The following is a 26,266-nucleotide window of genomic DNA, read 5'->3' on the forward strand; positions in this document are numbered from 1 at the left end:
ACGCCGCCGCACGGTTACAGCCGTTCTTCCGGCCCAAGGCCAACTTGCTGCTCGCTCCATGTCCAGAAGCGTTCGGCTTCCGCATCATTTAGGACGTGGGGCTTCAGCTCCTGTTCCTTTTCGCGGTAGAAATAAGCGCCAGAAATGCCCTGGACATCCAGGCTTGTTGCCAGATAGATCGCCGTTCTGGCCCCCTCTGCTGGCGTAAGGAAAAAGGGCAGTTTGCCCATAAAAGCCATGATGCGTGTGCCGAATCCGGTGTTCCGATTCACGCCGATGCGTGTGCCTACCGCGCCGGGATGCAGGCTGTTCGCCGTAATCCGGGTATGCGACAGCTTCCTGGCCAGGATGCGCGTGAACAGAATGTTCGCCAGTTTGGACTGGGCGTAACTTTTAATTGGATTAAACCCTTGGAGCAGATGAGGATCGTCCCAATGGATTTTGCCCGCCTTATAGGCACCGGAGGAAACATTGACGATCCTTCCCTGTTCCGCGGCCTTAAGCGGTTCGATGAACAGCAAGGTCAGCAGAAAATGCCCTAAATGGTTGATGCCGATGCATCGTTCGAAGCCATCCTTCGTTTCTTCGCGCTTCATCATGACTATGCCCGCGTTGTTCACCAGCACGTCAAGGGTGTCGTAGCGTTCGCGGAAGCCTCGGGCAAACCGACGAATGCTATCCAGCGATCCCAGATCGCACAGCATCAGCTCAATGTGGGTGGAGCCGGATTCGCGCAATGCTTCCTGAAGCGCCTGTCGGCCCCGCTCTTCGCTGCGGCAAGCCATGACAACGCGGTAGTTTTGTTTGGCCAGTTCAATCGTGGTCGCGAGTCCCATGCCGGAATTGGCACCGGTGACGATCGCCGCTTTTATGGACATGATTCGTGTACCTCCTGACCCCGAAGGTCTTATCGATTTGGCATAGCTTTATGCGGGATAGGCATTCGTAAGAACAATATGAGATAATGGAAGCATCGCATCCGGTTCATATGGGAGGACATGACATGCTGAGCAAAGAACAATTCAAAAAAATCAAAAAAGAAGCCAAGCTTGAGTTGAAACGACTGGAAAAGGAATACGCAAACCTGCGGCATACGGCCGAATCCCCCTTGCCTGCACGACAAGACGATTGGACGAACGAAGAGCTCCGGGAAATGGCCCGAAGACGTTTGCATCGCAGATATGCTTCCATCACCATCGAGTGCTGTACCATTGTCGAACACATGCTGCATGAGTTGTACCAGCAATCGTACCAACAGCCTTTCAATTCGGTCCAATTGATGAAAACTCCTGCCTACCGTTCCCGATCCAACATCGAGATCCTTCAGGCCGAATTGAAAAAGCAGCATATCTCCCCGGTACCGAAGCAGGAGTCGGAACGGCCGGATGAAGCCATCGTCCAGGTGTTTCAGTTGAGAAACAAGCTGATGCTTGAACATTTTGAATTCGATGCCGTCATGAAAGATGACCACGATGCCTCCCGAACCCTGGAGTGGATTCTCGATACGATGAAGGCATACAGGAAACAATTGAAATACCGGCCGGCATAACCGACGGCAGACTATAAACCTAACCAAGGAGGTGTGCCGGACCCCGCTCCGGAGAATCAATGAACAAACCCATTCCATCCCTGACCGTGCTTCAACTTCATATTCCTACTCCGGCAGGCCTCAATCCGATCCATCCTGTCCTGCTGCGCGACAATGACGGAATTACGCTCATCGATACGGGCATGATCGGACAATTCGCGGAGCTGCAAGCTGCGCTGGAACTGGAAGGCGTGCAGCTGTCGGATATCAAACGCGTTATCATTACCCATCAGGACATCGATCACATCGGCAACCTTGGCGCTCTGCTGGACGCCGTTCCCGGCTTGGAAGTGTTGGCACATGCGGAAGAAGTCCCTTACCTGAACGACGAATTGCCGTTGATCAAATTCACGCCGGAACGCATAGCACTGCTGCCTGCACCGATAGCCGAACTCGCTGATCAGCTGCTTGCGCAGCTGCCCGAAATTCAAATCTCCCGCGTCCTGCAGGACGGGGACATACTGCCGCTTCAGGGCGAGGACGGGATTCAGGTCATCCATACGCCAGGACATACGCCAGGGCACATCTGCCTGTATGTTCGCGATCAACATCTCCTTCTGGCGGCCGACGAACTCCGGGTGGTGGACGACGAACTGGTCGGCCCTGCGCCGACGGTTACCCCGGACATGCCTGAAGCGCTGCGCAGCTTGAACCGCCTGACTGGCCTCAAGCTGGACAAGGTACTGTGTTATCACGGCGGGGAATATACCCAAGACCCAAGCGGGCGCATCAAAGCTCTGGCCGAGGAAGCGCGGTAATCATCGCTTCGGCCAGACGATTTTATACGAATCGATCTGCGCATCTGCCGAAGAAGCCAAGTCCTCTATGGAGGGCTTGGCTTCTTCGCATAGTGCCGCCGCGCATAGGCAATAAAAATCCTACGTCGATCTGTCCCTGAAGGCGCAAATTCCGAAACTACAAGTCGTCCAGCGGCCCCTCTTCAGAATGTTCATCATCTTTGGCAAACTCGTCGTGAATTTCAATCAATTGTTTACCCAGTTCACTTTCTGCCCAATCCTCTCCCTTCTGCTCAACATATGTGTTATAAGCCCGGGTATACAGATCAGGGTTTTCCTGAATAAGTTTCATAATATTATTCCGGTAATGTTCTTTTGGCTTTTCCACCTCTGCAGCAATAATGTCCTCCAGAGCATCCTTCTGTCTGCCCAAGTATTGATAGAGCAAAGCCCGGTTATAGTAATTTACATCTTTTTTATTCTTTTTCATTTCAATAGACTTGCTAAATGCTTCCAGCGTCCTCTGAACCAAATAGTAGCGGTCTTCTTTGGAATCCTCGACATATTGGAGTTGTCTAATCAACGCAAGTCCCAGCATATTGTAGTCAGTGCCTCTAAGCTCACTTTTACCATTTTGAACGGTGTATTCGGCGGTATGAAGCATTTTTTTGGAAAGGCGCCGCTTCATTTGGGCATCTTCGCTTTGCGAATAAAGTCGTAACAAAGCCCTAGACCAATTTCTGCGGTACTCCATACATAACTGATCGGTCAAGTTAAAGCCTTTTTCGTAATATTCCGAAGCCTGCAAATACTTGCCCGTCTCAAACCACGCCTCCGCTGGAACGAAATAACAATCCGGATCGATTTCTATCGATTCCGAGGCTTGCTGCAATTTGGAGTCATAGGTTCGGACCTGGTCATCCCCCACTCTCAAATCAAGGATATCGTCGGCATAAGCCCGCACGAACTGTCTGAGCGATCTTTCCGTAACAGGTTCGGGAATAAGATCCACGAGACCGTCTTCTGAAATGATGGCAATAATGCATCCTGAATCCTTATGTTCCTTTTTCAAATGTTCAAGGTAGCGGTATGCCGAATTAAAACGCGCTCCCCGGCTGGAGTCACCTATATTTTCGTTGGCCACACCATCCAGAATAACGCCGATTGCATGACAGTAGGCTTCCGTATCACAATAAATGGCTCCATCAATCGCGCTCAAGTATTTAATGTATGCAGGCTCAAGTTCGGTTCGTAGAATGGGCGTAGATTGCTTTCTCAGACGTTTGACTTCCAATGTTGCAACAGCAGGCGCGGTAATCACAATCATCGTGCCGCTCTGCTGCTGCGTAGCTTCCAGGATGATACTGCCAAGTTTATCGATGCGCTCATCGTTGTGCTCAAATCTCTCATTCGGAAACACCGAGCGCACGATTCGCTCGAACGATTCAGGATCAAACTTTTCTTGCCGAAGCTCCGGATTTTTAAAGGATACACTTAGCAGTTTGACCGGAGTGACATGGTAATCCTGAGTCCGTTTAAACGTTTGGACCTTATGATCAAATACCAGATCATGATCCGTTGTGTCTCCCTTGCCAAGACGAAGCAACGAAAGCTCGTAGCTTGAAAGACCCTTGAACTCCAGTTTATATACCATATCCCTTAATTTTTTATCAGCATAAGCGCCCCAATTCACCCTGCCGATGCCATATATTCCTTCTCCATCCGATATCAAGTATAAGTCTTCTTCCTGGTTGGTGATCTCAAGCAACTTTCGAATGCGTCTGCCATCCTGCAGCGATATGCCCGTTTCCTCTTTAAACCGAATAACATAATTGATCAGTCCGGCATGTTGGCCCAACATCGAAGCCCTTAGCAGAAGCATGCAGCCGAAAGGGCTCTCACCCTCGTAAGTTTTATTGGAAATCTCCTCTATTCGGTCGATAAGCGTATTCATATAATACAACGGGTTGGGGACATCTTCCTCCAAAGAGGCGTCAGCATCATCTTCTCCCCCCTGAATTGCATTAAATATCTTCCCGATATACACTCGGCTCATTCTATGCAAAAACGAGATGACATTTTCGTTGTATTTCGATTGCAGCATGTCATTGTTCTTATACGGAATGGATACATTATAATAATCCGCAAAAAAATACTTCAGGGTCATATGCAGCATGGACTTCTTGGGAAAGTCGTAAAAAGACTCCCAAAGATGTCGACTGACATAATGGATGCTGGCTACGTAGATAAATCTGTAGAGTACCCCTTCCCATTGAAAATAAAGCTGTCCTGGATATAATATACGATTTGATGGATGGGAAGCATATGTCACCGGATCGGGGTTCGAATCTCCTTGTTCATCCATGGCAACTGACAGCAATTCCTCTTGCTCCAATTCCAGCAATTGATGTTGCCCGTCTTGAACGCAGACGGATTCCAAAAGCCACTGGAATAAATCTTCATTCTCATCCCAGGCCGTTACATTGTGCCCCAGTTTAGAGATCAACCCATCAATCCCGCCCAAGTCTTCCACCGACACTTTAGCATTATAATTTCTTTTAACCCGGCTAAAGTTCCATGCACTCTCTTCATCCTTCTGCACCATGGCGAATAATTTCAGTTCCAGATTGCTGTCCAACTTCTGCAAGATTTGTTCTAACTCTACATAAACCTTCTCGTGGATTCCGACTGTAAACGTTTTTCGCATATGTACTCCTTCACGCTTGTTATAGGCTCAACTCTAGTTTACCATAATATTTTTGCGCCCTTTCCCCATTGAAAGCAACTATTTGGGAATTTTGCGAACATCTCTTATAATAAAACGATGTACATATGAAAGGTGGACGTTCTAATCATGACATCAACCCCATTATCCCGCCTGGAAGCTGACCTGTCGGCGAACGGCCTTGATGCTGTCCTGATCACTGATCCGAAGCATATTTATTATTTGACCGGCTTTGCAAGCAATCCGCATGAACGCTTTCTCGGCCTGGTGCTCGCCCGCGGCGAGGAGCCGCTGCTGATCGTGCCTGCCCTGGATGCGGATGCCGCATCAGCCGCTTCTTCGGTCAAAAACATTGTAACGCACTCGGACACGGACAATCCATATCACCTGCTGCAACGTTATCAAGGCAGGCTGGAACGGATCGGTCTCGAAAAAGAATACATGACGGTATCCCGTTACGAGCAGTTGGCCGCCGCTCTCGGCTCGACCCGCTTCGAAGACGTCGGTTCGCTGCTGCGTGCGCTGCGCGTGAAGAAATCGCCGGAAGAAGTGGCCCGGATGCGCCATGCCATTCATCTGATCGAAGAGGTGCTGCGCCAAGGTCTCTCCCACGTACGTGCGGGCGTTACCGAAATCGAGCTGGTCGCCGAGATGGAATATCAAATGAAGAAACTGGGCGCCGACGGCCCATCCTTCGACACGATGGTATTGACCGGTCCCAAAACGGGACTGCCGCACGGCACGCCAGGTGACCGTAAACTCCAGCACGGAGACCTGCTGATGTTCGATATGGGCGTATATGCCGGGGGTTATGCATCCGATATTACCCGTACTTTTGCCTTTGGCGACATCTCGCCGGAGCTGAAAACCATCTATAATACGGTGCTTGCAGCCAACGAAGCGGCCATTCGTGCCGTGAAACCCGGCATTACCTGCGCAGAAGTGGACTGTGCCGCCCGCCAAGTCATCGAAGAAGCAGGATACGGCGAACGGTTTATGCACCGCGTAGGACACGGTCTCGGCATCGACGTACACGAATATCCATCCCTGCATGGACAGAACCAGGACATTCTGCAGGAAGGAACGGTGTTTACGATCGAGCCTGGCATTTATGTCAGCGCTGGCGGCGTGCGCATTGAAGATGACGTGCTCGTGACCGATACGGGGATTGAGGTGCTGACCAGCTATCCGAAAGAACTGCAGGTGCTCACGGACTAAAGCCTGATCGGCCCTTGACTCACTGGCGCAATCTGCATGCATTTCGCGTCAAATTGAAAAAGTGCCGCCAAACGACCGAATGCGTGGCATTCATCGTCTTGCGGCACTTTTTATGTTTTAGAACATGCGCGTGTCGTTCATGTCCTTGGTTTGAACCGGTGCAACCGGCTCGTCCTTGAACACGAAATTTCTGGCAACGTACAAGAACGGCGTCCCCACGGCGGTCAGCACGAATTTGATGACATACGTCGTCAGGAAAATCTCGATCCATACGTCCCATGTATAGATAAACGCAAACGCGATGGTGCAGAACACCAGCGTATCCACGAAAGAGCTGATGATCGAACTTCCGTTGTTGCGAATCCACAGCTGATTCCGTCCCGGAAACAGCTTGCGCAGCCAGGTATAAAGCCGCACGTCCAGGAATTGGCTGATAAAGTAGGCCGTCAGGCTTCCAAGCGCCAATCGCGGCAGCAATCCGAACAGGATCTCCATCGGTTTCTGGGCAAAATCCGTCGATGCCGGATCAAAGAACAATACCATTTGCATCAATACCGTGGTCATGATCAGCGTAAAAAATCCGAACCACACCGCTTTGCGCGCCTCGCCCGGACCATACCTCTCATTCAACAGGTCGCTGGTCAGGTACATGCTGACATACATCGTATTGCCTAAGGTCAGCACGATCCCCATAATATCAATCGTCTTCGTCACCTGAATGTTGGCAATGACCGTCGCTACGCCGATCCAGGCATACAGCCCTTTTTTGCCGAACAAACGATAACATAACAGGAAAAATCCATAAGTCACGAGAACGAACAGCGCTCCCCACCCTAAATTAAACATACTATTTACACTGCCTTCCTAGTTTTGATTACGCGGGATGGTTACGAACCGCGGCCCTGACCCCTTTGGCCAAAACATGAATTACTCTAACACATTTCTCCCGACTTGAACAGACTTAAATTCAACCAGCCCTTCCCTGCCGAACATCCTTGCGAAAAAAGCCGCCCTTCGGGACGAGTCCGAAAGACGGCTTGCTAACCTTGCATTCATGCAGCTGCGGTTTAACCTGAAGAATGGACTTGCCGATGATGCAGGCCTTCTTTATCGATTGATCCGGATCAGGCCTGAACGGCCGTGTCCAGATCTTGACCGCGATCGTTGTACGTGTTCTGATCGTTCTCTTTCAGAATTTTGCTGGATACGAGACCGGCGGTCATCGAATCGTTCACGTTCAGCGCCGTACGGCCCATATCGATCAGCGGCTCTACGGAGATGAGCAGGCCTGCGAGTGCAACAGGCAGATTCATCGTTGACAGCACGATCAGGGAAGCGAAGGTGGCTCCGCCGCCTACGCCGGCTACCCCGAAGGAGCTGATGACAACGACGAGAATCAATGTAAGGATGAAATCCCAGCTCATCGGGTTAATGTTCATCGTAGGCGCGATCATGACGGCAAGCATCGCCGGATAGATCCCGGCGCAACCGTTCTGTCCGATCGTTGCTCCGAAGGTCGCCGACAGGTTGGCGATGCCGTCCGATACGCCAAGTTTCTTCGTTTGAGTTTCCACGTTCAGCGGAATCGTTGCCGCGCTGGAACGGGACGTAAACGCAAATACAAGCGTTGGCAGCACTTTTTTCACATACGTGACAGGGTTGAAACCGAAGAGCGAAATAATGATGAGATGAATGATAAACATCACGATCAACGCCACGTAAGATGCGATGACGAACTTGAGCAGCTTCAAAATTTCATCCGGGTTCGTCGTCGCCGTCACCTTTGTGATCAACGCCAAAATGCCGTACGGCGTCAATCGGAGCACCAGCGTAACGATCCGCATGACCACGGCATACACCGCGTTGACCATGCTGCGGAACGTTTCCGCCTGCTCCGGTTTTTTGCGATCCAGCCCAAGCACCGCCACCCCGATAAACGCGGAGAAGATGACGACAGCCAGCGTCGATGAACGGCGGGCTCCCGTCATATCCGCGAACGGATTGGACGGAATGAACTCCAGCACTTGCTGCGGAATCGTCTGGTCCTGCACATCCACCAGTCGTTCTTCCATCTTCTGGCCTTGAGCAATCTCTTTCTCGCCGCCCTGAATGTCGATCGCCTTCAGATCAAAGGTGAGGCTGGTCACGATGCTGACGCTGGCCGCGATCGCCGTCGTGATCAATAGAATCGCGATGATGGAAAAGCTCATTTTGCCCAGGTTCTGCTTGCCCTTCAAATTCATGATGGCCGAGATGATCGACACCATGATCAGCGGGATAACGACCATTTGCAGCAATCGAACATAACCCGAGCCGACCAGATTGAACCAATCGACCGATTTGGCGATGACGTCAGAACCGGAAGGGTAGATCAACTGCAGCGCTACGCCGAATACGACCCCGAGCCCAAGTCCCGCAAAGACCCGCTTGGTGAAGGAAATATGTTTCTTTTGCATCCAGATCAGGACGCCCAGAAGAACGAGCATAACCGCTACGTTCAGAATGATTTGAAAAGTATTCATGGCTTGAATCCTCCCTTGAAAAATAATTCATTGCCGGGCAACCCGGCTAAGCTTCATGAAGCGGCGTAATCCATCATACTACAAAACAAACTATTCTGGTAGGTTTTTATTATTTAAATGTAACATGTATGTAATTAATCCCGTTATTTCTGAAAAAAAGTTGATCGATGATGAAAATTAGTATATTCAACCTCCGGTTAATTATGTAATATAGGTATATCCGCTTATTCCCATGATGTCCCAACTCAAACTTTAGGCCTTTTTTTATTAGGAAGAAGGTCTTGACCATACGGAAGAGCGTTTGTGTCAAAGAACATGACGTGAAAGGATGATCTTATGTTTCGAAATCGCACCGTTGCCGGGAAAATAAGAAGTACCCTGTTCCTTGTATTGCTGGTTGCTTCTTTGTTGTTCAGCATCAGTTTTTATTTTGTTTCCATGAACATTATCCAAAGCTACGTGATGCCTCAGTTCGACAAGGTGCTGGATACGTCGGTCCATGATATATATAAAAACACGTCGGCCTCCAAACTGTCGCAAATCCAAAGCGGGGGCTCGGGCTCGGACGGCGCAGCGTTAACGGTCGAATCATTCCTGACCCAAAAAGCCAAAGAGCATAATCTGGACGCGGCCTACGTCGTTGCCTTGAAAGATGGCACGGCAACGGTCGTTATCGCCAATACGGCATCGGGTATGAAAACAGGGGATTCGGTCAACGTCGTCAATGCCATGGAAGAGGCGGTGCAGAACAAGGACGTTGCCATCAGCTCCGTATATAACGATGCCTTTGGCGTACATAAAGCAGCATTCATTCCGATCTCGGGCGGTAATATGGTCATGGCCGTCAGTATGGATGCCGAGTTTATCCAGAGCAAGATCTCCCAAATTTTCTGGCTGTGCCTGGGCATTACCGCACTTGTCATCGTTCTGGGATGGCTCATTTCCAGCAGCCTGATCAAAAGAATCACGACGCCGATCATCAAGCTCGTTCAGCACAGCAAACAGGTAGCGCAAGGCGATCTTACGACAGAGCTCAACATCAAAGGCAGAGATGAAATTGCCCAATTGGCTGCAAGCTTCCAGGTGATGACCCATAATCTGAAAGAAATGATCAGCCATGCGCTTGCGACTTCCTCCGAAGTCGTCGACGGCTCCAACGACCTGCTGCAGCGGGTCGAGTCCATGTCAGGCATGGTCAAAAACTCCAGCCGCTCTGCGGTGGAAGCCGAGAAAGGCAGTGAGAGCATCGCTTCCAGCGCCTCCGAAAATGCACGGGCCATGGAAGAAATCACGCAAGGCATCATGTATATCGCATCATCGTCTGCCGAGGTTTCCGAACAGATCGGCGATGCGGCCGGCGAAGCCGTCAACGGAAACCGGCTGGCTCAGGATGCGGTCGAGCAAATGGAGCGCGTAGGCCAGACCGCTACCGAATCGCTTCGTTACGTCGAAACCGTGAATGAACGTTCCATCGCAATCGGTACGATCGTTACCTCGATCTCGGTCATTACGAAACAGATTCAGATGCTGGCCCTCAACGCTTCCATCGAAGCGGCGCGCGCAGGCGAGCACGGGCGCGGATTCGCCGTCGTTGCCGGCGAGGTCCGCAAGCTTGCCGAGCAATCGAAACAAGCCACGGAGGAAATTTCGGATTACCTGGCTACCATTCGGGAAGATGCCGAGCGTTCGGTGAATGCCATGAATCGCGTGACGGAAGAAGTCGGATCGGGAACGCAAGTCGTGCAGCAGGCAGGGGCCGCATTCAAACAACTGAACGAATTGATCCAAAACGTCAATTTGACCATCCAGAACGTTTCTTCCTCTACCCAACAGGTATCTGCAGGAGCTGAAGAAGTCAGCGCCTCCGTGGAAGAAACGGCACAAATTACGTCGAGAGCCCGTCAGAGCATGCAGCAGATCGCTGCCACGGCGGAAACCCAGCTCAGCGAGATGGATTCCCATGCCAATACGGTTCGTCATCTGCATGAACAGGCTGTCGAACTGCAGGCTGCCATGAAGAAATTCAAAATCGACTAACTCTCTATAACTCACCCTGTCGGTTCATTGCTGAATCATATGAACCAGTATAGTCGGATATGCAACTATAAACACCCCCATGGGAGGCGCTTGCCTGCAAGGCAGCGCCACCTATGGGGGTGTTTTTTTCATTAAGATTTATATACTTCCGTGCATTTCACATTAAATACCGTTATGATTGCGAGAAAATGATCATGCCCGATCTTCAACCAGTCAGACCTTCTCTCCCATGCCCATGATTTCATAAACCCGCTTCATGTCCAAAGCCGAACGCACCGAGTCTGCGACCCGATCAAATTCCTTTTCCTTCTGCTCCCTGGCGCTATAGGTCTTCTCCAGCGATTCGAGCCCTTTGGCTTCGCGCAGCCCGTTCAGCCAGGCTCGCCGGAAGCGGTCGCTCTCGAACAGGCCGTGAAGATACGTTCCCCACACTCTGCCGTCCTTCGTACCCCAGCCCTCCATGAATGGTTGACCGTCGGCATGTTGGATTTCAAACAATGCGGTGACCTGATCAGGCCGGTTGCATTCAGTGACACCCATATGGATCTCATACCCCTCAACCGGCAATGCGGTATCCGTACTTTCATGGCTCGCAAGTCGAATGGGATGCTGTTCCAGCACCTGTCCCGCTGCCCTTACCGTCTGTTTCCGCTGGAGGAACGTGGTCGACAACGGCAACCATCCGAGTCCCTTTGCTTCCTGTACCTGCCCCGCTTCAACGGCGAACGGGTCCTTGAGATGCTCACCCAGCATCTGGTACCCGCCGCATATGCCTACAAGCTGTCCATGCTCGCGCGTTACGTGACGGGCAATGGCTTGCTCCAAACCCGATTCGCGCAAAAACTCCAGATCGCCAATCGTGTCTTTGGTGCCTGGCAACAAGATCGCGTCAGGCTGTCCAAGTTCCTCCGGAGAAGTCACGAACCTGACATTGACGTCCGGCTCTTTCGACAAGGCATCAAAATCGGTAAAGTTGGAAATGCGCGGATAACGGATCACTGCAAGATCCAGTTCCTTGTGCTCCGATTTGCCGTGGCGCAGCGAATCGAGCACCACCGAATCCTCGGCCTCGATCTGAATGTCCCTGACGTAAGGCAGCACGCCGAGCACCGGAATGCCTGTCCGCTCTTCCAGCCAGTCCAGTCCCGGCTGCAGCAGGGACAAATCGCCGCGGAACTTGTTGATGATAAAGCCTTTGATGCGCTGAACTTCGTGAGGCTCGAGCAATTCCAGCGTGCCCACGATCGAAGCAAACACGCCGCCGCGGTCGATATCCGAGATCAGAATGACCGGGGCATCCGCCCAACCTGCCAGATTCATGTTGACGATATCCCGGTCCTTCAGGTTGATTTCCGCCGGGCTGCCTGCGCCTTCCATCACGACAATGTCGTAAGCCGAACGCAAACGATCAAGTGCCTCCAGCACCGTCCGCTTGGCTTCCGGCAAAAAGTGCTGCCGATAATCCGAAGCGCTCATCTGCGCAAAAGGCACGCCATGAACCACGATCTGGGAATGCATGTCCCGAACCGGCTTGATCAGAATCGGATTCATGTCGGTTGTAGCTTCGATTCCGCAAGCCTCGGCCTGCGCCCCCTGCGCCCGCCCGATCTCTTTGCCGTCGTGCGTGACGTAAGAGTTCAGCGCCATATTCTGCGACTTGAACGGTGCCGGACGGAAACCGTCCTGCTTGAAAATGCGGCACAATGCCGTCGTAATGACGCTTTTGCCCACATCCGAGGCCGTTCCCTGCAGCATGATGACCGGCGCTGTATGTACCTCTTTTTCTACCATCTTTCCCACCCCGGCTTTCATCTTGATCAATCAGTTTGCAAGCGAAGCCCAGAACAAGCCCTGCAGCAGGCTTAATACAATCAAAAGCGCCGTCTCCAGCAATTCGTTCATCGCTCCGTACGTATCCCCGGTCAAACCGCCCAACCGATCGCTGATCCGCCCGGCAACCCATCTTCCGAGCAGATGACACGCCAGTGGCAACAGCATGGCGGCGAGCACCGGATAAAGCCACCACGAATGTCCCGACATGCCGCCACCGATCAGGCCATGATGAGGCTGAGTATACCACGCGGCGACAAGCGCAATTAAACCTGCCACAACGGTTAGCCAAGCAGCACGCGCCGTTGCCCGCCGAAGTTCTCTCCGTTCGCCCAAGCCGGCAAACAATGCGGCCAAGCCGTCATCAGCTCTGGCATTCGGCCAGCCCGATATCGCACATACCATGAACCAACGGCTCCAAATCATGGGCAAAATCAATAGCGGCACGTATGCCCAGCGGCCTTGGGCAATGAAATCGGCCAGCAGCGCCGCTTTCATCATCAACAGCAGCACGCAGGCAATGACACCCATGGCACCGACGCGGCTGTCCTTCATGATCTCCAGCATGCGTTCGCGGCTGCGATAACTGAGCAGCCCGTCCGCCGTATCCATCCAGCCGTCCAGATGCAATCCGCCAGTGAGCCACACCCACAGCGTCAAGGTCAGCACAGCGGCGGGCAGGGCCGGCAGCACTGTGCCGAACAAGGCTCCGCCAAGCCAGACGGCAAGGCCGATCGCCGCCCCGACGAGCGGGTAATACACCACGCTTTCCCTTAACAAAGGAGGAGCAAAATCAAGCTGCATCCGGACGGGAAAACGGGACAGAAACTGAAAAGCGGCGGCGGCCGCCTGTTTTTTGCCATATGGATTGGCGCTGCTGCCTTTGCTCATAATCGGTACTCCTTGCTTTTCAACTCAACGGCAATACCTACGGTAACCAGGAACACCTCGCGGCAAATTGCGGCAACCCGCTGATTCAATATGCCCGCCAGATCCCGGTATCTTCGCCCCAAGGGATACTCCGGCACGATGCCGTCGCCGACTTCGTTGGTTACCAGCACAAGCAAGCCGGGATACGCGCGAATCGCCTCTACCAGGGCATCCATTCGTGCCTGCAGCACTTGTTCGGGTTCATGCTCATGAGCAAGCAGCTCGTTCGAAAGCCACAACGTCAGGCAATCCACCAACACAGTTGGCGCGGAAGTACCTGCACGGGACTGGCCCATCTGAGAGATCCATTCGGGCAAATCCAGAGGCGCCTCCACCGTATGCCATAAATACCCGGCAGCCTCGCGTTGCTTCTGATGCATGCGGATGCGTTCCCGCATCTCGTCATCATAGGCTTGGGCCGTGGCGACATACCAAGCTTCCGAAGAGCGGTGCATGACGAGACGCTCCGCAAACGAGCTTTTGCCACTTCTTGCGCCGCCTGTCACAAGAACGCTCATCGTGTTCCCTCTCCTTGAGCTGAAGATCCGTCCGAGACGCCTGCGCTTGCAAAGGTAGCCATCTCATTGAGGATACGGCACGCCGCATCGATCAGATGCAGGCTGAGCACCCCGCCGGTGCCTTCGCCGAGCCGCATGTCCAGGTCCAGCATCGGCTTCAGATCCAATTCGCGCAGCAGTGCCGCATGCCCGTTCTCGTGGGATGTATGGGAGGCGATCATGTACTCCTTGCTCAGCGGAGCCAACCGGCTTGCGATCAGCGCGGCTGCCGTAGAAATGAAGCCATCCACGACGACCGGACAGCCATGGGCGGCTGCCGCAAGAATCACGCCGACAAGTCCGGCGATTTCCAAACCGCCTACTTTGGAGAGCACGTCGAGCGGATCGTCGCCGTTCGGCGCATTCACGCTCAGCGCTTGCCCGACCACGGCCGCCTTGCGCAGTACGCCCGCATCATCCATGCCCGTTCCGCGCCCTACCGCCGCAGCAGGTGCAATGCCGGTCAAGGCACATACAACGGCCGCGCTGGCCGTTGTGTTCCCGATGCCCATCTCGCCGGTAACGAAAAGACGCGAGCCTTTTTCAACCTCCGCATGGACCACGTCCACGCCCGTAATGATGGCCTGAATGGCCTGTTCGCGGGTCATCGCTGCCCCTTTGGCCATATTGGCCGTGCCTTTGCGAATGTTCCGCGAAACGAGACCCGGATGTTTCAGGTCTGCATTCACGCCAATGTCAACACACACGACTTCCGCACCGGCATGGCGCGAGAGCACGTTCACCGCCGCTCCGCCCGCCAAAAAATTCATCACCATCTGCGGCGTCACCTCTGCCGGAAACGCACTGATGCCTTCCTCGACAACGCCATGATCGGCAGCCATAACGATGACGGATCTGCGTTCAAACGAAGGGCGCACCTCACCTGTCATGCCAGCGAGCCGAATGACCAGTTCCTCCAGTTTGCCCAAGCTTCCCGGCGGCTTCGTCAGCATATCCACGTGAGCTGATGCTTTTGCGGCCGCTTGAGCGTCGATCCCTTTGATGTTATTGATGAGCTGCATCAGCAGCTGTTCGTTTTCCATTCCATCCAGCACTTCCTTCTATACTAGAATTAGGACCATGACAGCCCGACTATGATTGCAATGATGCTACTCTGGCTTACGACGCAGCAGCAATTGAGGCAGACCGCTGTCAGGATGCCGGACCATCGCCGGATCGACCCTAAACAGCTTCCGGATGTGATCTTCCGTCATCAGCGCTTCAGGCGTTCCTGCTCCGGCACATGCTCCATCACGCAATGCCAGCATATGATCGCAAAACTGTGCCGCCAGATTCAAATCGTGCAGCACGGCCACGATGGTAATGCGATTCCGTTTACGCCATGCAGACAGCAATTCCATGAATTGCAGCTGGTACTGGATATCCAGAAATGTCGTCGGTTCGTCCAGCAGCAGCAGCCGCGGTTCCTGTGCCATCACTTTGGCCAGCGCTACCCGCTGCCGCTGGCCCCCGCTGAGTGCGTTCAGCGGACGATCCGCCAGTTCCGTCAGCTCCAGCTCAGCAAGCACGCGTTCCACGATAGCATCCCCATCCGCCGAATCGCGTCCCATCCAGTTCTGGTAGGGGTACCGTCCCATCTCCACCACGTCCCTTACAGGATACGAGATCGAGGGCAGCCCGTCCTGCTGCAATACCGCAATCATGCGCGACAGCTCTTTGCGACCGTAAGAGGCAATGTTCTTCCCTTCTAACAGGATGCTGCCCGTATTCGCTTGCTCGGTTCCAGCCACCAGCTGCAGCAGGGTGGATTTGCCGCTGCCGTTCGGACCGACCACTCCCCACCATTCCCCTTCCTGGACGCTCCAGTTCACGTCATGCAGGGCATGATGGGAGCCATAGCTTTTGCTTGCGCCCTTCACTTCGATCAGAGGTTGGTTCCCGCTCACGGCATCATCCCCTTTTGCAGCTTTTTGTTGCGGTGCAGCAGGTAGGCGAAGAACGGTGCTCCCACAAATGCCGTGACGACGCCGAGGGGAATCTCGGTCGGTGCCAGCAAGGAACGGGCAATCGTGTCGGCCCATACCATGAAGATCGCACCGCCTATGGCGGAGAGCGGCACCAGCAGACGGTAATCCGGGCCGACGATCAGCCGCAGCATATGCGGAATGACCAAACCGACAAAACCGATCACGCCCGACACCGAGACGGCCCCAGCCGTCAGCAGCGTACCCACGCCGAGCACCGTCAGCTTCAAACGGTCGACGCGAACGCCGATGTGGGCAGCCTGTCTTTCGCCCAGCGCCAAAATGTTCAATGAACGCGCTTGGCTCCACAGCACGAGCAAACCAAGCAGGAAATATGGGAAAAGGATGGCCGTATACGACCATCCACGCAGTGCCAGACTTCCCATCGTCCAATATATAATTTCGTTAATCGTTTGTTTGGACATGGTGGACAGGAAGGATACGACCGCTCCCAGGAAACTTTGCATCACCACGCCGGCAAGAATGAGGCTGTGCGTCGGGATTTTGCGGCCTTCGCGCGCCAAAGCCAGCACAAACCACAAGGTCAGCACTCCGGTCACGAAAGCAACCAACGGCAGCGTCCAGACGCCGATCAGCGCATATTGCAGGCCGAAAAAGATCAACACGGCTGCCCCCACCGACGCTCCGGACGATACGCCAAGGGTGAACGGGTCGGCCAGCGGGTTGCGCAGTACGCCCTGAAATCCAGCGCCGGCCACGGCCAATGCTGCGCCGACGAGAACAGCGAGCAGTACCCTCGGAAGGCGTACCTTCCATATGATCTGTTCCGCTGCAGTCGTCCAATCCGGAACGATCCGGTCACCCAACCATGGAACGTGATGCAGAATAATACCTGCAATATGCCGGATCGGCAGCGAGACCGAGCCGATGCCGGTGCAGATCAGCACGGTCAGGACAAGCAGCACCATGCCTGCTGTGCCGTACACTGCAAGTTTGCGGCTCATTGGAACAAGTCAGGATAGACCGCCTTGGCCACTTCCTTCAAGCCTTGGGTCACGCGAGGACCTGGACGAGTCAGCAGATTGGCATCCAAACCGATGACCTGATCGTTTTTGACGGCTGTAATTTGATCCCAACCGCTGCGGGCCTTGATGATTTGATCCAGTGTTTTGGAGTCTTCCACCACGTCGTCCGCGTACAAAATCACATCCGGATTGGCGGCGATGATGTTTTCTTCGTTGATTTCATTCCAGCCTGTCATGTCGGAAGCGACGTTCGTAGCACCGGAAAGCGTGATGATTTCATCCATGAACTCGCCCTTGCCCACAGTCCAGCCTGGGGAGAACTCCACATAAACTTTTTTCTTGTCTTCCGGTTTCACCGATTTGACCGCTTCCGTCACGTCAGCCACATCTTGTTTCATCTGTGCGGCCAATTTCTGGGCTTCTGCCTGACGGTCCGTAATTTTGCCGAACGTTTCGATGTTTTTGATTACGTCATCGACCGATTTCGGGTCTGTTTTGAAAATGGTGATACCCAAGTCGCGCAGCTTTTTCACGGCTTCCTCGCTCATCGAAATCCCCGTTACCACGAGATCGGCATCCGCTGCAATGATCGACTCTTCGTTCGGCTTGGACACGCCGCCCATCTTCGGTTTTGTCGTCGCTGCTTCCGGATAATCGTCGAAATCGGATACGCCCACGATCTGCTCGTCCAATCCGAGCGCGAACAGCGATTCCGTTTCGGCTGGCGATACGGAGACGATCTTTGTCGGCGCCTTTTCAAACGTAAACGACTCGCCCGTTGCATCGGTCACCGTGAGCGGATACTGCGTTTTAAGGTCCGTCTGCTCCTGTTCCTGGGATTGCCCCTGTGCCGGCTGCTGCGTGCCTGCGCCTCCTTCGTTGTTCGTTGTTGCCGCTCCGCATCCTGCGAGAGCGAATGTCAGCATCGCTGCGCTCAGCAGGGACGCCATGCCTTTCCATGTCGTGAATCTCATGATTGGATTCTCCCCTTTTTCTGTGTTTGGTAGATCGAAGACTGTGCTTCCGCCCGTGTCTGTCCCTTGAATGGCCGTTTCTTGAAAAAAAATCCCCGATCCTTGCGATCAGGATCAGGGATAACGTCTCGCATATGGCGATCCGCGCACGACAGCACAAGGCCGCATGCATGGAGCATTGCCCGAAACGCTGTCCTTTCCTCGAAGGAACACCGATGGTTAAACGCCCTGGGCAGGCAACCTGACTTTCCACGCCGAATCGGCTGGATTACAGTGGCGGGACCGTGCCGGATTTGCACCGGCTTCCCCTGTTTTACCCGTTTGCCCTCTCCGGATCGTCCGCACGGACGCCGTGATTTTCGGGACTAACGGGTCCCATGGTCGTTAATATTGCATCCCCATTCAAGTGGGTGTGCATCTGCTGCCGAACGCCTTCGCCAGCTCTTGAAACGATGCTTGTACCGAAGCCACACTTCTGTTGTGATTATAGGTGATATCGACCGTGCTTACAACCCGATTTCGGGAAAAGGAAGGCGGATTGCCTTCCGTCCGTTCCGCGAACATTCCAATTGAAGCCGGATCGCTTGCCCCGGAATGACCGAAACGTCCCAGAACGCCTGACCTGGCAGCAGGCGAGTCAGCATGTATCGAATGACCCCGCCATGCGCAATGACCAGATCTTTCGTCTGCGCTGTTGTCGAATCACCAGTTCTCTCATGCCGGGGTTCCGCCCATATTACTTCATTCAAAAAATCATCGATCCGGGCCGCAAACGATGACCACGGTTCCCCGCCGGGCGGAGTTACCGTTTGCGGTGAATCGATCCATTCCCGGTAACGGGCCAAATGCTTCAGTTCCTCATAGGTCCGCCCTTCCCATTCGCCAAAATGGATTTCTCTCAGCCGGGAGTCCATGTGGGCTTGCCCTGCGTGCAAGGGGGCGACCCATTCCAGCGTCTGGCGGCAGCGAAGCAGATCGCTGCTATGGACCGATCTCCACTCGATGCCGACCAAATGCTCGCGCAGTGAGGCCAGTTCCTGCTCCGCTTCAGGCAGCAAACCGATATCGGTATGGCCGAGGTACCTCTTTTCCGTGTTCCACGCCGTCGTGCCGTGACGAACCAACCATAATTCTTTTTCCCATCCATCGTATGTCCCTTGCTGATCTTGTTGTTCTCCCCGTCTTGTCATCATGTCCATAACAACGAGCCTCCGTAGAACCAGATCAGCAGGTTGACCAAAATGCAGAGCAGTACGAACGATCCGGCCGACCAGAACATCAGGCGCGACGTGCGCACGATGTCTTCGGCCTCCATTGGACGAGTGGGCTCACCCATATATGCACGAAACGAAGCTACGCCATGGTAAACATTGTGCCCGCCAAGCCGAATGCCCAGCGCTCCGGCAACAGCCGACTCAGGAAACCCGCTGTTCGGACTTGGATGCAATCGTGCATCCCTGGAGACCATGCGTGCCGACTGCCTTGCGTCCAGCTTCATGACCCAGGCGCCCGCGATGAGCAATAAGGCCGTGATCCGCGCCGGAATCCAGTTGGCCCAGTCGTCAAGGCGTGCCGAGGCCCAGCCGAGATGCATGTACTTTTCGTTTTTGTAACCAACCATCGAATCCAAGGTGTTAACGGCACGATAGGCCATGGCCAGCGGAGCTCCTCCGATCAGCGCGTAGAACAGCGGGGAGACGATGGCATCGACGATGTTTTCGGCCACCGTTTCCACTGTCCCGCGCACGATCTCCGGTTCCTCCAGATGCTCGGTATCCCTGCCCACGATCATGCCGAGCGAACGTCTGGCTCCCGGAAGGTCGCCTTGCGCCAAATGGCGATAAACCTCCATGCCTGCATCCTTCAGTCCTTTGGAGGCAATGGTGGTCGCAATCAACAGGATTTCGGCCAAAATGGCAAGCAGCGGATGAATCAGGCCCAGCACGATGAGCAGCAACCAGGTCAGAATAAAAGCACCGCCGGCAATCACGATCGGGAACCATAATCCGGCCATTTTGAGCCCTTGATCGGAATGAACCTTGGCACGGATCCATCGTTCCAACGCCGTAATGCCCTTGCCCATGCCGATGACCGGATGAGGAATCCAGCGGGGATCACCGATGCAGCGATCGACGATGTATGCCGCCAGCAGCACCCCGGCACCCGTCATGCCGGTCCATACCGGCCAAGAAGCGAACGCGAATATGTTTGTCATCGCGGTTCCCCCTCCTGCCGCCGGTTCCATTTCCCTGCCTCAAGGCTCTCTTTCACCGTGTCATATACCAGTCTGCCGATGGCTGCGCCCATGACCGTTGCCGTACCCGCGTATTGGACCAAAGGTTTGTCTGCATGATCCTGCCGGACGGCGAGCACGATGGCATCCGTCGTTGTCCCCGTCGCCGACAGTCCGTTGTCGGCGTCCCGCACGCCGCAATCGGCCAGCGCCGCAGCTTTTGCTTCCACAGCAGTCTGTACGGCATTGACCATTGCTCCCGGCGTCATGCGCCCGTTCACCCACAACATGATGTTGATGGTGCCCGGCACATAAACGGCGTACCGGATCGAATTCTCCTCCGCTTCGTTACCGCACGCATCAAAGACGAGCCGGTCCGAACCGGCACGGGCAGCATTGGACACACCTGCGGTTGTGCAGCACAGCAGTCCGAAATCCGATCCGTCCCATTCCTGAATGGACGTATGCTGCAGCTTGACCGCTGTCAGCAAACCGGAACACAGATCACGCGGCTCCTGCCATTCGGCCAGCAGCCGTTCGATGTCCCTCAGAGGATCATCACAGCGGTAGTGCTTGTCGACGTAAATGTTGAACACGCGGTCCAGCTCCGTCATGCCTCCGCCAACGATCGCGCTGGACAGGGCCGGCACGGGAGAAGGCACGGACGCTTTGACATGACGCTCATGAATCGTAACGCGGAGGCCCGGCCAAGTCACGGAATCATACGAGGTCCCCTCCGCGGCAAGGTTACCCTCCACATCGCGAAACGGCAATGTCATTGGACGCCCCCCCCCCCCCCCGATTTTTGAACCGGGTCGGGTCCATCTTCGATCTGCTCATCCGTCCCGACCGGTTCCCCCGTTTTCGAAGTTTGGGCGGTTATTATGCAGCCCAGCGCTTCGATCAACCGTTTGTTGGACGGCTCGTCTTTAACCGCAATGCGGACATGACGCTCCGTCAGACCCGGATACATCGCACAACTGCGGATGAGGATGCCCTGCCCGCCAAGCGTCGCCTGCATGGTGGCAGCAGTCCACGGATCGGGCAAACGGACGAGCAGGAAGTTAGCCTCTCCAGGCGTTATCTCACAGCCATATCCTTGCAAAGCATCACTCAGCCGCCTGCGTTCCAGCGCAATCTGCCGCAACGTTTCCCGTTCGAACGACTCTCCGCTGCGCAGGCAGGCTTCCCCGGCAATCAGCGCAAGGCCGTTGACGCTCCACGTCACCTGCTTGGCTGTCATTGCCTCGATCAGTTCAGGCCGTCCCAAGGCATAACCCAAACGCAGTCCGGGTATGGCATAAAACTTGGTCATGGAGCGGATGATGATGACCTGCGGAAAATCATGCAGCCTTGCCGCAAGCGAGTGACGCTTCTCCGCCGGAATAAAGTCCATGAAGGCTTCGTCCACGACGAGCACCGCACCCGTATGCCCAGCCTTGAGAGCCAAACGTTCAAGTACGGCCACCGGATACTGCACGCCGTTCGGGTTGTTCGGCTGGCCCAGGAAGAGCATGTCCACTTGTTCCAGCAATCGTTCGATGTCCTCCGTCTCGGCCCGCCAATCCAGCTCTTGCCGTCCACGAACGCTGATCACTTCTGCTCCGAATTGCCGGGATAGAGCGGCATACTCCGAAAAGCCCGGTTCCACGGTTCCCACCCTGCGGGGAGCCAGTCCAAGCAGCAATAAGGCCATGTTCTCCGCCGCGCCGTTGCCTACGGATATACAATCCGGAGCGACCCCCAGCCTGCTGCCCAAAGCGGATTTCAACGCGCGATGTCCCGGATCGGGATAGCGCAGCACCGCATTCAAACCCTGTTCCAATGCACGGAGCACTTCCGGCGGCGGACCCAGGGGATTGATGTTTGCGCTAAAATCGAGAAAATCGGCGGGATCTCCCCCGAAACGGGATGCGGCCGTCTCCACGTCCCCGCCATGTCCGAAAACTTCAATGATATCGGTCATTCTGTCCGTCATCCTTTCTATGTATCCAGTTTATTATGGCGTCCGGGCAAGGTGTGGTCAACGCCGAATTGTCCGATCTGAGCCTGCTTCTTTGTGTGTTTTTACATGATTCAGTGTAAAATAACAAAATATGATATCTCCGTTCCTCTTCTTTTCGTATGGACCGATGAAGCCGTAAAGAGTATGGCGATTCTTATCGCAACGGCTGTTCAAGAGAAGTTTTCCGGTAATTTCTGAAAGCCATGCGCGGTTTACCATACTTTCTGATATGATAGTAGAGGAGCTTCGGTTCCGCGAGAATCACTACATAAGGGAGATTTCTCCCTCACATACATTAATGGAGGAATGACCATGCTGTTTGTCGACAACCAGGGCATCACGGATCCTTCGGTAAACCTCGCCATCGAGGAATACATCCTGAAGCATTTGCCGATGGACGACAGTTATTTGCTGTTCTACATCAACCGCCCTTCCATCATCATCGGAAAACACCAGAACACGATCGAGGAAATCAACATCGAGTACGTTCAGGATAACAACGTTCAAGTCGTGAGACGTCTGTCGGGTGGCGGTGCCGTTTACCATGATCTCGGCAATCTTAACTTCAGCTTCATCACGAAGGATGACGGCCAGTCCTTCCACAATTTCCGCAAATTCACCCAGCCTGTCGTCGAAGCGCTCCATGAACTTGGCGTCAACGCCGAATTGACCGGACGGAACGACCTGCAGGTGGGCGAACGCAAAATTTCGGGCAATGCCCAGTTCTCCACCCGCGGCCGCATGTTCAGTCACGGCACGCTGATGTTCGACTTGAACCTGGATCACGTACAGGCTTCCCTGAACGTCAATCCCGAGAAGTTCAAATCCAAAAGCACCAAGTCGGTCCGCAGCCGCGTCGCCAACATTCGCGAGTTGATGAGCAGCGACATGACGATCGAAGCGTTCCGCGGCGAATTGCTGCGCCACATTTTCGGTATGGAGCCTAACGAAGTTCCGCAATACCATTTGACCGAGAAGGACTGGGAGAAAATCAACGAAATCTCTGCCGAGCGCTACAAAAACTGGGACTGGAACTACGGCCAATCGCCGGAAAGCAATGTGAAGCATTCCCGCAAATTCCCTGTCGGCATCATCGATCTGCGCATGAACATCAAGGACGGACGCATCGAAGACATTAAAATCTTCGGCGATTTCTTCGGCGTAGGCGACGTGGCGGACATTGAGGACATGCTGCGCGGCAAGCGTTACGAGGAAAGCGACGTGCGGGAAGCTCTCAAGGACCTTGACGTCAAGCATTACTTCGGCAACCTGGAGCTGGAAGATTTCATCGGCCTGATTTTCCTGGAAGAGTAGCACGGAGCAACATTACCCTGCAAAATAAAACGGAATTAACAGATTCGATTCACCTCATCATGCACAGATAAAAAGGAGAGAAACCGGATGACTTACAAACTGATCGCCATCGACATCGATGACACCCTGATCAACGACGACAAAGAAGTGACCCCTGCCACGCAAACCGCATTGGAGCAAGCCGTTGCTCACGGCGTGGTGGTTACGCTGGCCACCGGCCGCGCTTACGCCTCCGCTCAAGCGTTGGCACGCCAAACGAAGCTGAACGTGCCGATCATCACGTATCAAGGCGCACTGGTCAAAAACCTGCTGGATGAGCATGTGCTCTATGAGCGCTATGTTCCGCAAGACGCTTCCCGCAAGCTGTTCGACTACTGCCTGGAGCATAACCTGCACCTGCAAACGTACATCGACGACAAGCTGTATGCCCGCGAAGAGAACGACAAGCTGCGCGATTATGCCAAACTGAATGGCACGCAGTACCACATCGAACCGGACTTCATCAAAGTGATCGAGCAGAAAACGCCGAAGCTGTTGATCATCGACGAGCCGGATTATTTGGATAAGGTGGCCGCAGATCTACGCGAACTGCTCGGACCCGAGGTGCACATCACCAAGTCCAAACCGTACTTCCTGGAAATCATGCATCGCGAAGGAACCAAGGGACATGCCTTGACCTTCCTGGCCGAGCATTTCGGCCACAAGCTCAGTGAGTGCATCGCCATCGGCGACTCGTGGAACGACCACGAAATGCTTGAAGTTGCCGGATTAGGCGTGGCCATGGGCAATGCGATTCCTGCACTGAAAGAACTGGCCGATTACATCACGCTGAGCAACAACGAAGACGGCGTAAAACACGTTATCGAGAAGTTTGTGCTGAACGCGGAATAATTGCCTGGCAGAACATCTTCCCTTTCATGGCCCCGATTGTTTACAGCAATCGGGGCCATTTACTTCATCCAACAAAAACAGCCTGAAATGCGCAGCGGCGCATCAGGCTGTTTCCCCTTTGTAGAGATCTTTTCGGGCCTTATCGATAAAACACGGCGGTCGTAATGACCTGACTGGAATTCAGAATTTCGGAAGGCAGGATATAGGTAAGCCGATCTACGCTTGTACCGCCCCATAGAAGTTCTTTTCCTGTGCCGATTGAACATGTATGATTTATCCATAGAGGTGATAGAGTCATGAAAATCAGCAAAGGAAAATTAGTTATCTTCCTGTTGTTTGCTTTGATTCTCGGAATATTTTCATTTTTATGGAATGTCCAAAGAAGTAGGGAAGCAGAAGTACAAGCCTATCTCGTTGACGTCAAGGGATACAGCAAGGCAGACATTCTAGCCAGTGACACCCATTTCGGCAAAGCGCCGCTCGTTAACACCGAGGTCATATTCAAAGATGAACCAAACGCAAGATATTTCTATAAAAAAGAGAATGGTGCTATATTTCAATATAATAGCGCACCCGTAAATGGGGTAAATCCCGATTATTCATATAAACACCTTGAACCAGTTCAACCTTAGTCAAGCATTGCACCGGAAACGCAGAAGCCCTCTCCTATCTTTGTGAACAAATAGGAGAGGGCTTTTCTACGCGGACAAAAGCTTATAAGGGTTTAACTATCATCCAACCCGTGCTTTGAATTGTACTTTTTGAATCCCTACTCGCAATGCGGACATCACCTTGTCGTTCATGGCAAGCAGGCCGGAAACGATCAGCACGACGCCCGTCCACGTCATCCAGCTGACATGCTCGTTATAGAGCACCGCGCCCAGAACAACGGCGATTGGCGGGGAGATATACAGCCAGGTCGCCGGGAACAGCGGATTGGTGCGCGACATGATCCAGTAGAACAGACTATGCCCCACCATTGAACCGATCACCGTTAAATATAACAGGGACAGGATTGCAGGCTGCCAATCCAATGTGCTTATGCTCATCTTCCAAGGCTCGGTTACAGCCGAGAGTCCCAAAAGCAGCACGCCCCCGTACATCATTTGCACGGCATTGATGGCCACCGGATCGCTGTCACTGAACTGGTTAATGACCTTTTTCGAATATAACGCCCCTGCCGAATAACATAATTCTCCCACCAAAACGGCAATGCAGCCCAAGAGCCACAATGCACCTCCCCCGAACGATATGCCTGGCAGAACGACCAGCACCACCCCGCCAAAGCCGACTAAGTACCCCGCCACGATGCGAAGCGATGTTTTTTGCCGTAACAGCGCGGTTTGCATAATCATGATCATGAGCGGCCCCGTCGCCGACAAAATGGCACCTACGCCGGAACTGACATATTGTTCAGCCCAATACAGCGTCGCAAATGTGCCAAAGGTCAATCCCATGCCTGTTAACAGCATTTCTTTCCGCCACAACAGGGAGAGCTTCACGCGTCCTTTCAGCCACATCCATGCAAACATCAGCGCCCCGGCGGCCACAAACCGCAGTCCTGCGGACAGAAAAGGCGGAAGCCCTGCCTCCACGCCAATTTTGATCGCCAAAAACGTCGTACCGAAAATCAAACACATTATCGCAAATGCTGCCGCTACCATGCCAGCCCCTCCTTCAACTTGTTCACCATCATACCTTACCGTCAACAGAACAGAATGAAGAAAACAGAAC

At 53.7% G+C, this 26,266-nt stretch carries 23 protein-coding genes and 1 riboswitch; of the genes, 7 read left to right on the forward strand and 16 right to left on the reverse strand.

Annotation, left to right across the window (positions count from 1 at the left end):
• Window positions 1-14: 14 nt before the first annotated feature.
• Window positions 15-878 (reverse strand): SDR family oxidoreductase, encoded by an 864-nt coding sequence (locus RSX24_RS05995; protein WP_343259969.1) that lies wholly within the window; start codon window positions 876-878, stop codon window positions 15-17.
• A 125-nt stretch (window positions 879-1,003) separates the two neighbouring features.
• On the opposite strand from RSX24_RS05995, the gene RSX24_RS06000 reads away from it, so the two are divergent.
• Together RSX24_RS06000 and RSX24_RS06005 are read left to right on the forward strand one after the other, a co-directional pair.
• Window positions 1,004-1,549 carry a hypothetical protein gene (locus RSX24_RS06000; RefSeq protein WP_343259970.1) on the forward strand — a complete coding sequence of 182 codons (546 nt, stop codon included), beginning with the start codon at window positions 1,004-1,006 and terminating at the stop codon, window positions 1,547-1,549.
• 59 nt (window positions 1,550-1,608) lie between these two features.
• A complete protein-coding gene (locus RSX24_RS06005) occupies window positions 1,609-2,346 on the forward strand; it encodes an MBL fold metallo-hydrolase (protein ID WP_343259971.1) in 738 nt (245 codons plus the stop codon).
• A gap of 157 nt (window positions 2,347-2,503) precedes the next feature.
• Here RSX24_RS06005 and RSX24_RS06010 read toward each other — a convergent pair whose 3' ends face one another.
• On the reverse strand, window positions 2,504-5,032 hold the full coding sequence (locus RSX24_RS06010) for a hypothetical protein (protein ID WP_343259972.1): 2,529 nt from the start codon (window positions 5,030-5,032) through the stop codon (window positions 2,504-2,506).
• A gap of 147 nt (window positions 5,033-5,179) precedes the next feature.
• On the opposite strand from RSX24_RS06010, the gene RSX24_RS06015 reads away from it, so the two are divergent.
• Window positions 5,180-6,268: a M24 family metallopeptidase gene (locus RSX24_RS06015; RefSeq protein WP_343259973.1), complete on the forward strand. Its 1,089-nt coding sequence runs from the start codon at window positions 5,180-5,182 to the stop codon at window positions 6,266-6,268.
• Window positions 6,269-6,385: 117 nt separating this feature from the next.
• Here RSX24_RS06015 and RSX24_RS06020 read toward each other — a convergent pair whose 3' ends face one another.
• Window positions 6,386-7,114 carry a queuosine precursor transporter gene (locus RSX24_RS06020; RefSeq protein WP_343259974.1) on the reverse strand — a complete coding sequence of 243 codons (729 nt, stop codon included), beginning with the start codon at window positions 7,112-7,114 and terminating at the stop codon, window positions 6,386-6,388.
• 278 nt (window positions 7,115-7,392) lie between these two features.
• Window positions 7,393-8,790 carry an L-cystine transporter gene (locus RSX24_RS06025; RefSeq protein WP_343259975.1) on the reverse strand — a complete coding sequence of 466 codons (1,398 nt, stop codon included), beginning with the start codon at window positions 8,788-8,790 and terminating at the stop codon, window positions 7,393-7,395.
• A 336-nt stretch (window positions 8,791-9,126) separates the two neighbouring features.
• Between RSX24_RS06025 and RSX24_RS06030 the strand changes: the two genes are divergently transcribed.
• The gene (locus tag RSX24_RS06030) at window positions 9,127-10,827 is read left to right on the forward strand and encodes a methyl-accepting chemotaxis protein (protein ID WP_343259976.1); all 1,701 of its coding nucleotides are present in this window, start codon (window positions 9,127-9,129) and stop codon (window positions 10,825-10,827) included.
• Window positions 10,828-11,040: 213 nt separating this feature from the next.
• Here the strand turns inward: RSX24_RS06030 and RSX24_RS06035 are convergent, their stop codons facing one another.
• The 11 genes from RSX24_RS06035 to cobD all read right to left on the reverse strand — a co-directional run bounded on the left by RSX24_RS06035 (window position 11,041) and on the right by cobD (window position 22,279).
• Window positions 11,041-12,618 (reverse strand): cobyric acid synthase, encoded by a 1,578-nt coding sequence (locus RSX24_RS06035; RefSeq protein WP_343259977.1) that lies wholly within the window; start codon window positions 12,616-12,618, stop codon window positions 11,041-11,043.
• 30 nt (window positions 12,619-12,648) lie between these two features.
• On the reverse strand, window positions 12,649-13,548 hold the full coding sequence (gene cobS / locus RSX24_RS06040) for an adenosylcobinamide-GDP ribazoletransferase (RefSeq protein ID WP_343259978.1): 900 nt from the start codon (window positions 13,546-13,548) through the stop codon (window positions 12,649-12,651).
• Window positions 13,545-14,105: a bifunctional adenosylcobinamide kinase/adenosylcobinamide-phosphate guanylyltransferase gene (gene cobU / locus RSX24_RS06045; protein ID WP_343259979.1), complete on the reverse strand. Its 561-nt coding sequence runs from the start codon at window positions 14,103-14,105 to the stop codon at window positions 13,545-13,547. The genes cobS and cobU overlap by 4 nt, the downstream gene beginning before the upstream one ends.
• Entirely contained in the window at window positions 14,102-15,187 is a 1,086-nt protein-coding gene (gene cobT / locus RSX24_RS06050) for a nicotinate-nucleotide--dimethylbenzimidazole phosphoribosyltransferase (RefSeq protein WP_343259980.1), read from the reverse strand. The genes cobU and cobT overlap by 4 nt, the downstream gene beginning before the upstream one ends.
• 66 nt (window positions 15,188-15,253) lie before the next feature.
• On the reverse strand, window positions 15,254-16,051 hold the full coding sequence (locus tag RSX24_RS06055; protein ID WP_343259981.1) for an ABC transporter ATP-binding protein: 798 nt from the start codon (window positions 16,049-16,051) through the stop codon (window positions 15,254-15,256).
• Complete coding sequence (locus tag RSX24_RS06060; RefSeq protein WP_339276715.1) at window positions 16,048-17,094, reverse strand: FecCD family ABC transporter permease; 1,047 nt, start codon at window positions 17,092-17,094, stop codon at window positions 16,048-16,050. The genes RSX24_RS06055 and RSX24_RS06060 overlap by 4 nt, the downstream gene beginning before the upstream one ends.
• Window positions 17,091-18,089, reverse strand: coding sequence for an ABC transporter substrate-binding protein (locus RSX24_RS06065; RefSeq protein WP_438286759.1), 999 nt, complete (start codon window positions 18,087-18,089; stop codon window positions 17,091-17,093). The genes RSX24_RS06060 and RSX24_RS06065 overlap by 4 nt, the downstream gene beginning before the upstream one ends.
• 214 nt (window positions 18,090-18,303) lie before the next feature.
• Window positions 18,304-18,457: riboswitch (cobalamin riboswitch) on the reverse strand.
• 138 nt (window positions 18,458-18,595) lie between these two features.
• Entirely contained in the window at window positions 18,596-19,288 is a 693-nt protein-coding gene (locus tag RSX24_RS06070; RefSeq protein WP_343259982.1) for a histidine phosphatase family protein, read from the reverse strand.
• Window positions 19,279-20,259 (reverse strand): adenosylcobinamide-phosphate synthase CbiB, encoded by a 981-nt coding sequence (gene cbiB / locus RSX24_RS06075; RefSeq protein WP_343260069.1) that lies wholly within the window; start codon window positions 20,257-20,259, stop codon window positions 19,279-19,281. The genes RSX24_RS06070 and cbiB overlap by 10 nt, the downstream gene beginning before the upstream one ends.
• A gap of 41 nt (window positions 20,260-20,300) precedes the next feature.
• Window positions 20,301-21,101 (reverse strand): adenosylcobinamide amidohydrolase, encoded by an 801-nt coding sequence (locus tag RSX24_RS06080; RefSeq protein WP_343259983.1) that lies wholly within the window; start codon window positions 21,099-21,101, stop codon window positions 20,301-20,303.
• Entirely contained in the window at window positions 21,098-22,279 is a 1,182-nt protein-coding gene (gene cobD / locus RSX24_RS06085; protein ID WP_497198212.1) for a threonine-phosphate decarboxylase CobD, read from the reverse strand. Before cobD ends, RSX24_RS06080 begins: the two co-directional genes overlap by 4 nt.
• A 360-nt stretch (window positions 22,280-22,639) precedes the next feature.
• Between cobD and lplA the strand changes: the two genes are divergently transcribed.
• The 3 genes from lplA to RSX24_RS06100 all read left to right on the forward strand — a co-directional run bounded on the left by lplA (window position 22,640) and on the right by RSX24_RS06100 (window position 25,164).
• Window positions 22,640-23,641 (forward strand): lipoate--protein ligase, encoded by a 1,002-nt coding sequence (lplA, locus tag RSX24_RS06090; RefSeq protein WP_236415038.1) that lies wholly within the window; start codon window positions 22,640-22,642, stop codon window positions 23,639-23,641.
• An 87-nt stretch (window positions 23,642-23,728) separates the two neighbouring features.
• The gene (locus tag RSX24_RS06095; protein WP_343259985.1) at window positions 23,729-24,532 is read left to right on the forward strand and encodes a Cof-type HAD-IIB family hydrolase; all 804 of its coding nucleotides are present in this window, start codon (window positions 23,729-23,731) and stop codon (window positions 24,530-24,532) included.
• A 296-nt stretch (window positions 24,533-24,828) separates the two neighbouring features.
• Window positions 24,829-25,164, forward strand: coding sequence for a DUF3139 domain-containing protein (locus RSX24_RS06100; RefSeq protein ID WP_343259986.1), 336 nt, complete (start codon window positions 24,829-24,831; stop codon window positions 25,162-25,164).
• Window positions 25,165-25,263: 99 nt separating this feature from the next.
• Here the strand turns inward: RSX24_RS06100 and RSX24_RS06105 are convergent, their stop codons facing one another.
• The gene (locus tag RSX24_RS06105; protein ID WP_343259987.1) at window positions 25,264-26,196 is read right to left on the reverse strand and encodes a DMT family transporter; all 933 of its coding nucleotides are present in this window, start codon (window positions 26,194-26,196) and stop codon (window positions 25,264-25,266) included.
• Window positions 26,197-26,266: the final 70 nt, after the last annotated feature.

The organism is Paenibacillus hubeiensis (assembly GCF_032334105.1).
Classification (GTDB): domain Bacteria; phylum Bacillota; class Bacilli; order Paenibacillales; family Paenibacillaceae; genus Paenibacillus; species Paenibacillus hubeiensis.

What these genes read in the sequence shown, in the direction of transcription:
- RSX24_RS05995 (WP_343259969.1), bottom strand. Translation starts at nt 878, where the DNA reads ATGTCCATAAAAGCGGCGATCGTCACCGGTGCCAATTCCGGCATGGGA.
- RSX24_RS06000 (WP_343259970.1), top strand. Translation starts at nt 1,004, where the DNA reads ATGCTGAGCAAAGAACAATTCAAAAAAATCAAAAAAGAAGCCAAGCTT.
- RSX24_RS06005 (WP_343259971.1), top strand. Translation starts at nt 1,609, where the DNA reads ATGAACAAACCCATTCCATCCCTGACCGTGCTTCAACTTCATATTCCT.
- RSX24_RS06010 (WP_343259972.1), bottom strand. Translation starts at nt 5,032, where the DNA reads ATGCGAAAAACGTTTACAGTCGGAATCCACGAGAAGGTTTATGTAGAG.
- RSX24_RS06015 (WP_343259973.1), top strand. Translation starts at nt 5,180, where the DNA reads ATGACATCAACCCCATTATCCCGCCTGGAAGCTGACCTGTCGGCGAAC.
- RSX24_RS06020 (WP_343259974.1), bottom strand. Translation starts at nt 7,114, where the DNA reads ATGTTTAATTTAGGGTGGGGAGCGCTGTTCGTTCTCGTGACTTATGGA.
- RSX24_RS06025 (WP_343259975.1), bottom strand. Translation starts at nt 8,790, where the DNA reads ATGAATACTTTTCAAATCATTCTGAACGTAGCGGTTATGCTCGTTCTT.
- RSX24_RS06030 (WP_343259976.1), top strand. Translation starts at nt 9,127, where the DNA reads ATGTTTCGAAATCGCACCGTTGCCGGGAAAATAAGAAGTACCCTGTTC.
- RSX24_RS06035 (WP_343259977.1), bottom strand. Translation starts at nt 12,618, where the DNA reads ATGGTAGAAAAAGAGGTACATACAGCGCCGGTCATCATGCTGCAGGGA.
- cobS (WP_343259978.1), bottom strand. Translation starts at nt 13,548, where the DNA reads ATGAGCAAAGGCAGCAGCGCCAATCCATATGGCAAAAAACAGGCGGCC.
- cobU (WP_343259979.1), bottom strand. Translation starts at nt 14,105, where the DNA reads ATGAGCGTTCTTGTGACAGGCGGCGCAAGAAGTGGCAAAAGCTCGTTT.
- cobT (WP_343259980.1), bottom strand. Translation starts at nt 15,187, where the DNA reads ATGGAAAACGAACAGCTGCTGATGCAGCTCATCAATAACATCAAAGGG.
- RSX24_RS06060 (WP_339276715.1), bottom strand. Translation starts at nt 17,094, where the DNA reads ATGAGCCGCAAACTTGCAGTGTACGGCACAGCAGGCATGGTGCTGCTT.
- RSX24_RS06065 (WP_438286759.1), bottom strand. Translation starts at nt 18,089, where the DNA reads ATGAGATTCACGACATGGAAAGGCATGGCGTCCCTGCTGAGCGCAGCG.
- RSX24_RS06070 (WP_343259982.1), bottom strand. Translation starts at nt 19,288, where the DNA reads ATGGACATGATGACAAGACGGGGAGAACAACAAGATCAGCAAGGGACA.
- cbiB (WP_343260069.1), bottom strand. Translation starts at nt 20,259, where the DNA reads ATGACGGGTGCCGGGGTGCTGCTGGCGGCATACATCGTCGATCGCTGC.
- RSX24_RS06080 (WP_343259983.1), bottom strand. Translation starts at nt 21,101, where the DNA reads ATGACATTGCCGTTTCGCGATGTGGAGGGTAACCTTGCCGCGGAGGGG.
- lplA (WP_236415038.1), top strand. Translation starts at nt 22,640, where the DNA reads ATGCTGTTTGTCGACAACCAGGGCATCACGGATCCTTCGGTAAACCTC.
- RSX24_RS06095 (WP_343259985.1), top strand. Translation starts at nt 23,729, where the DNA reads ATGACTTACAAACTGATCGCCATCGACATCGATGACACCCTGATCAAC.
- RSX24_RS06100 (WP_343259986.1), top strand. Translation starts at nt 24,829, where the DNA reads ATGAAAATCAGCAAAGGAAAATTAGTTATCTTCCTGTTGTTTGCTTTG.
- RSX24_RS06105 (WP_343259987.1), bottom strand. Translation starts at nt 26,196, where the DNA reads ATGGTAGCGGCAGCATTTGCGATAATGTGTTTGATTTTCGGTACGACG.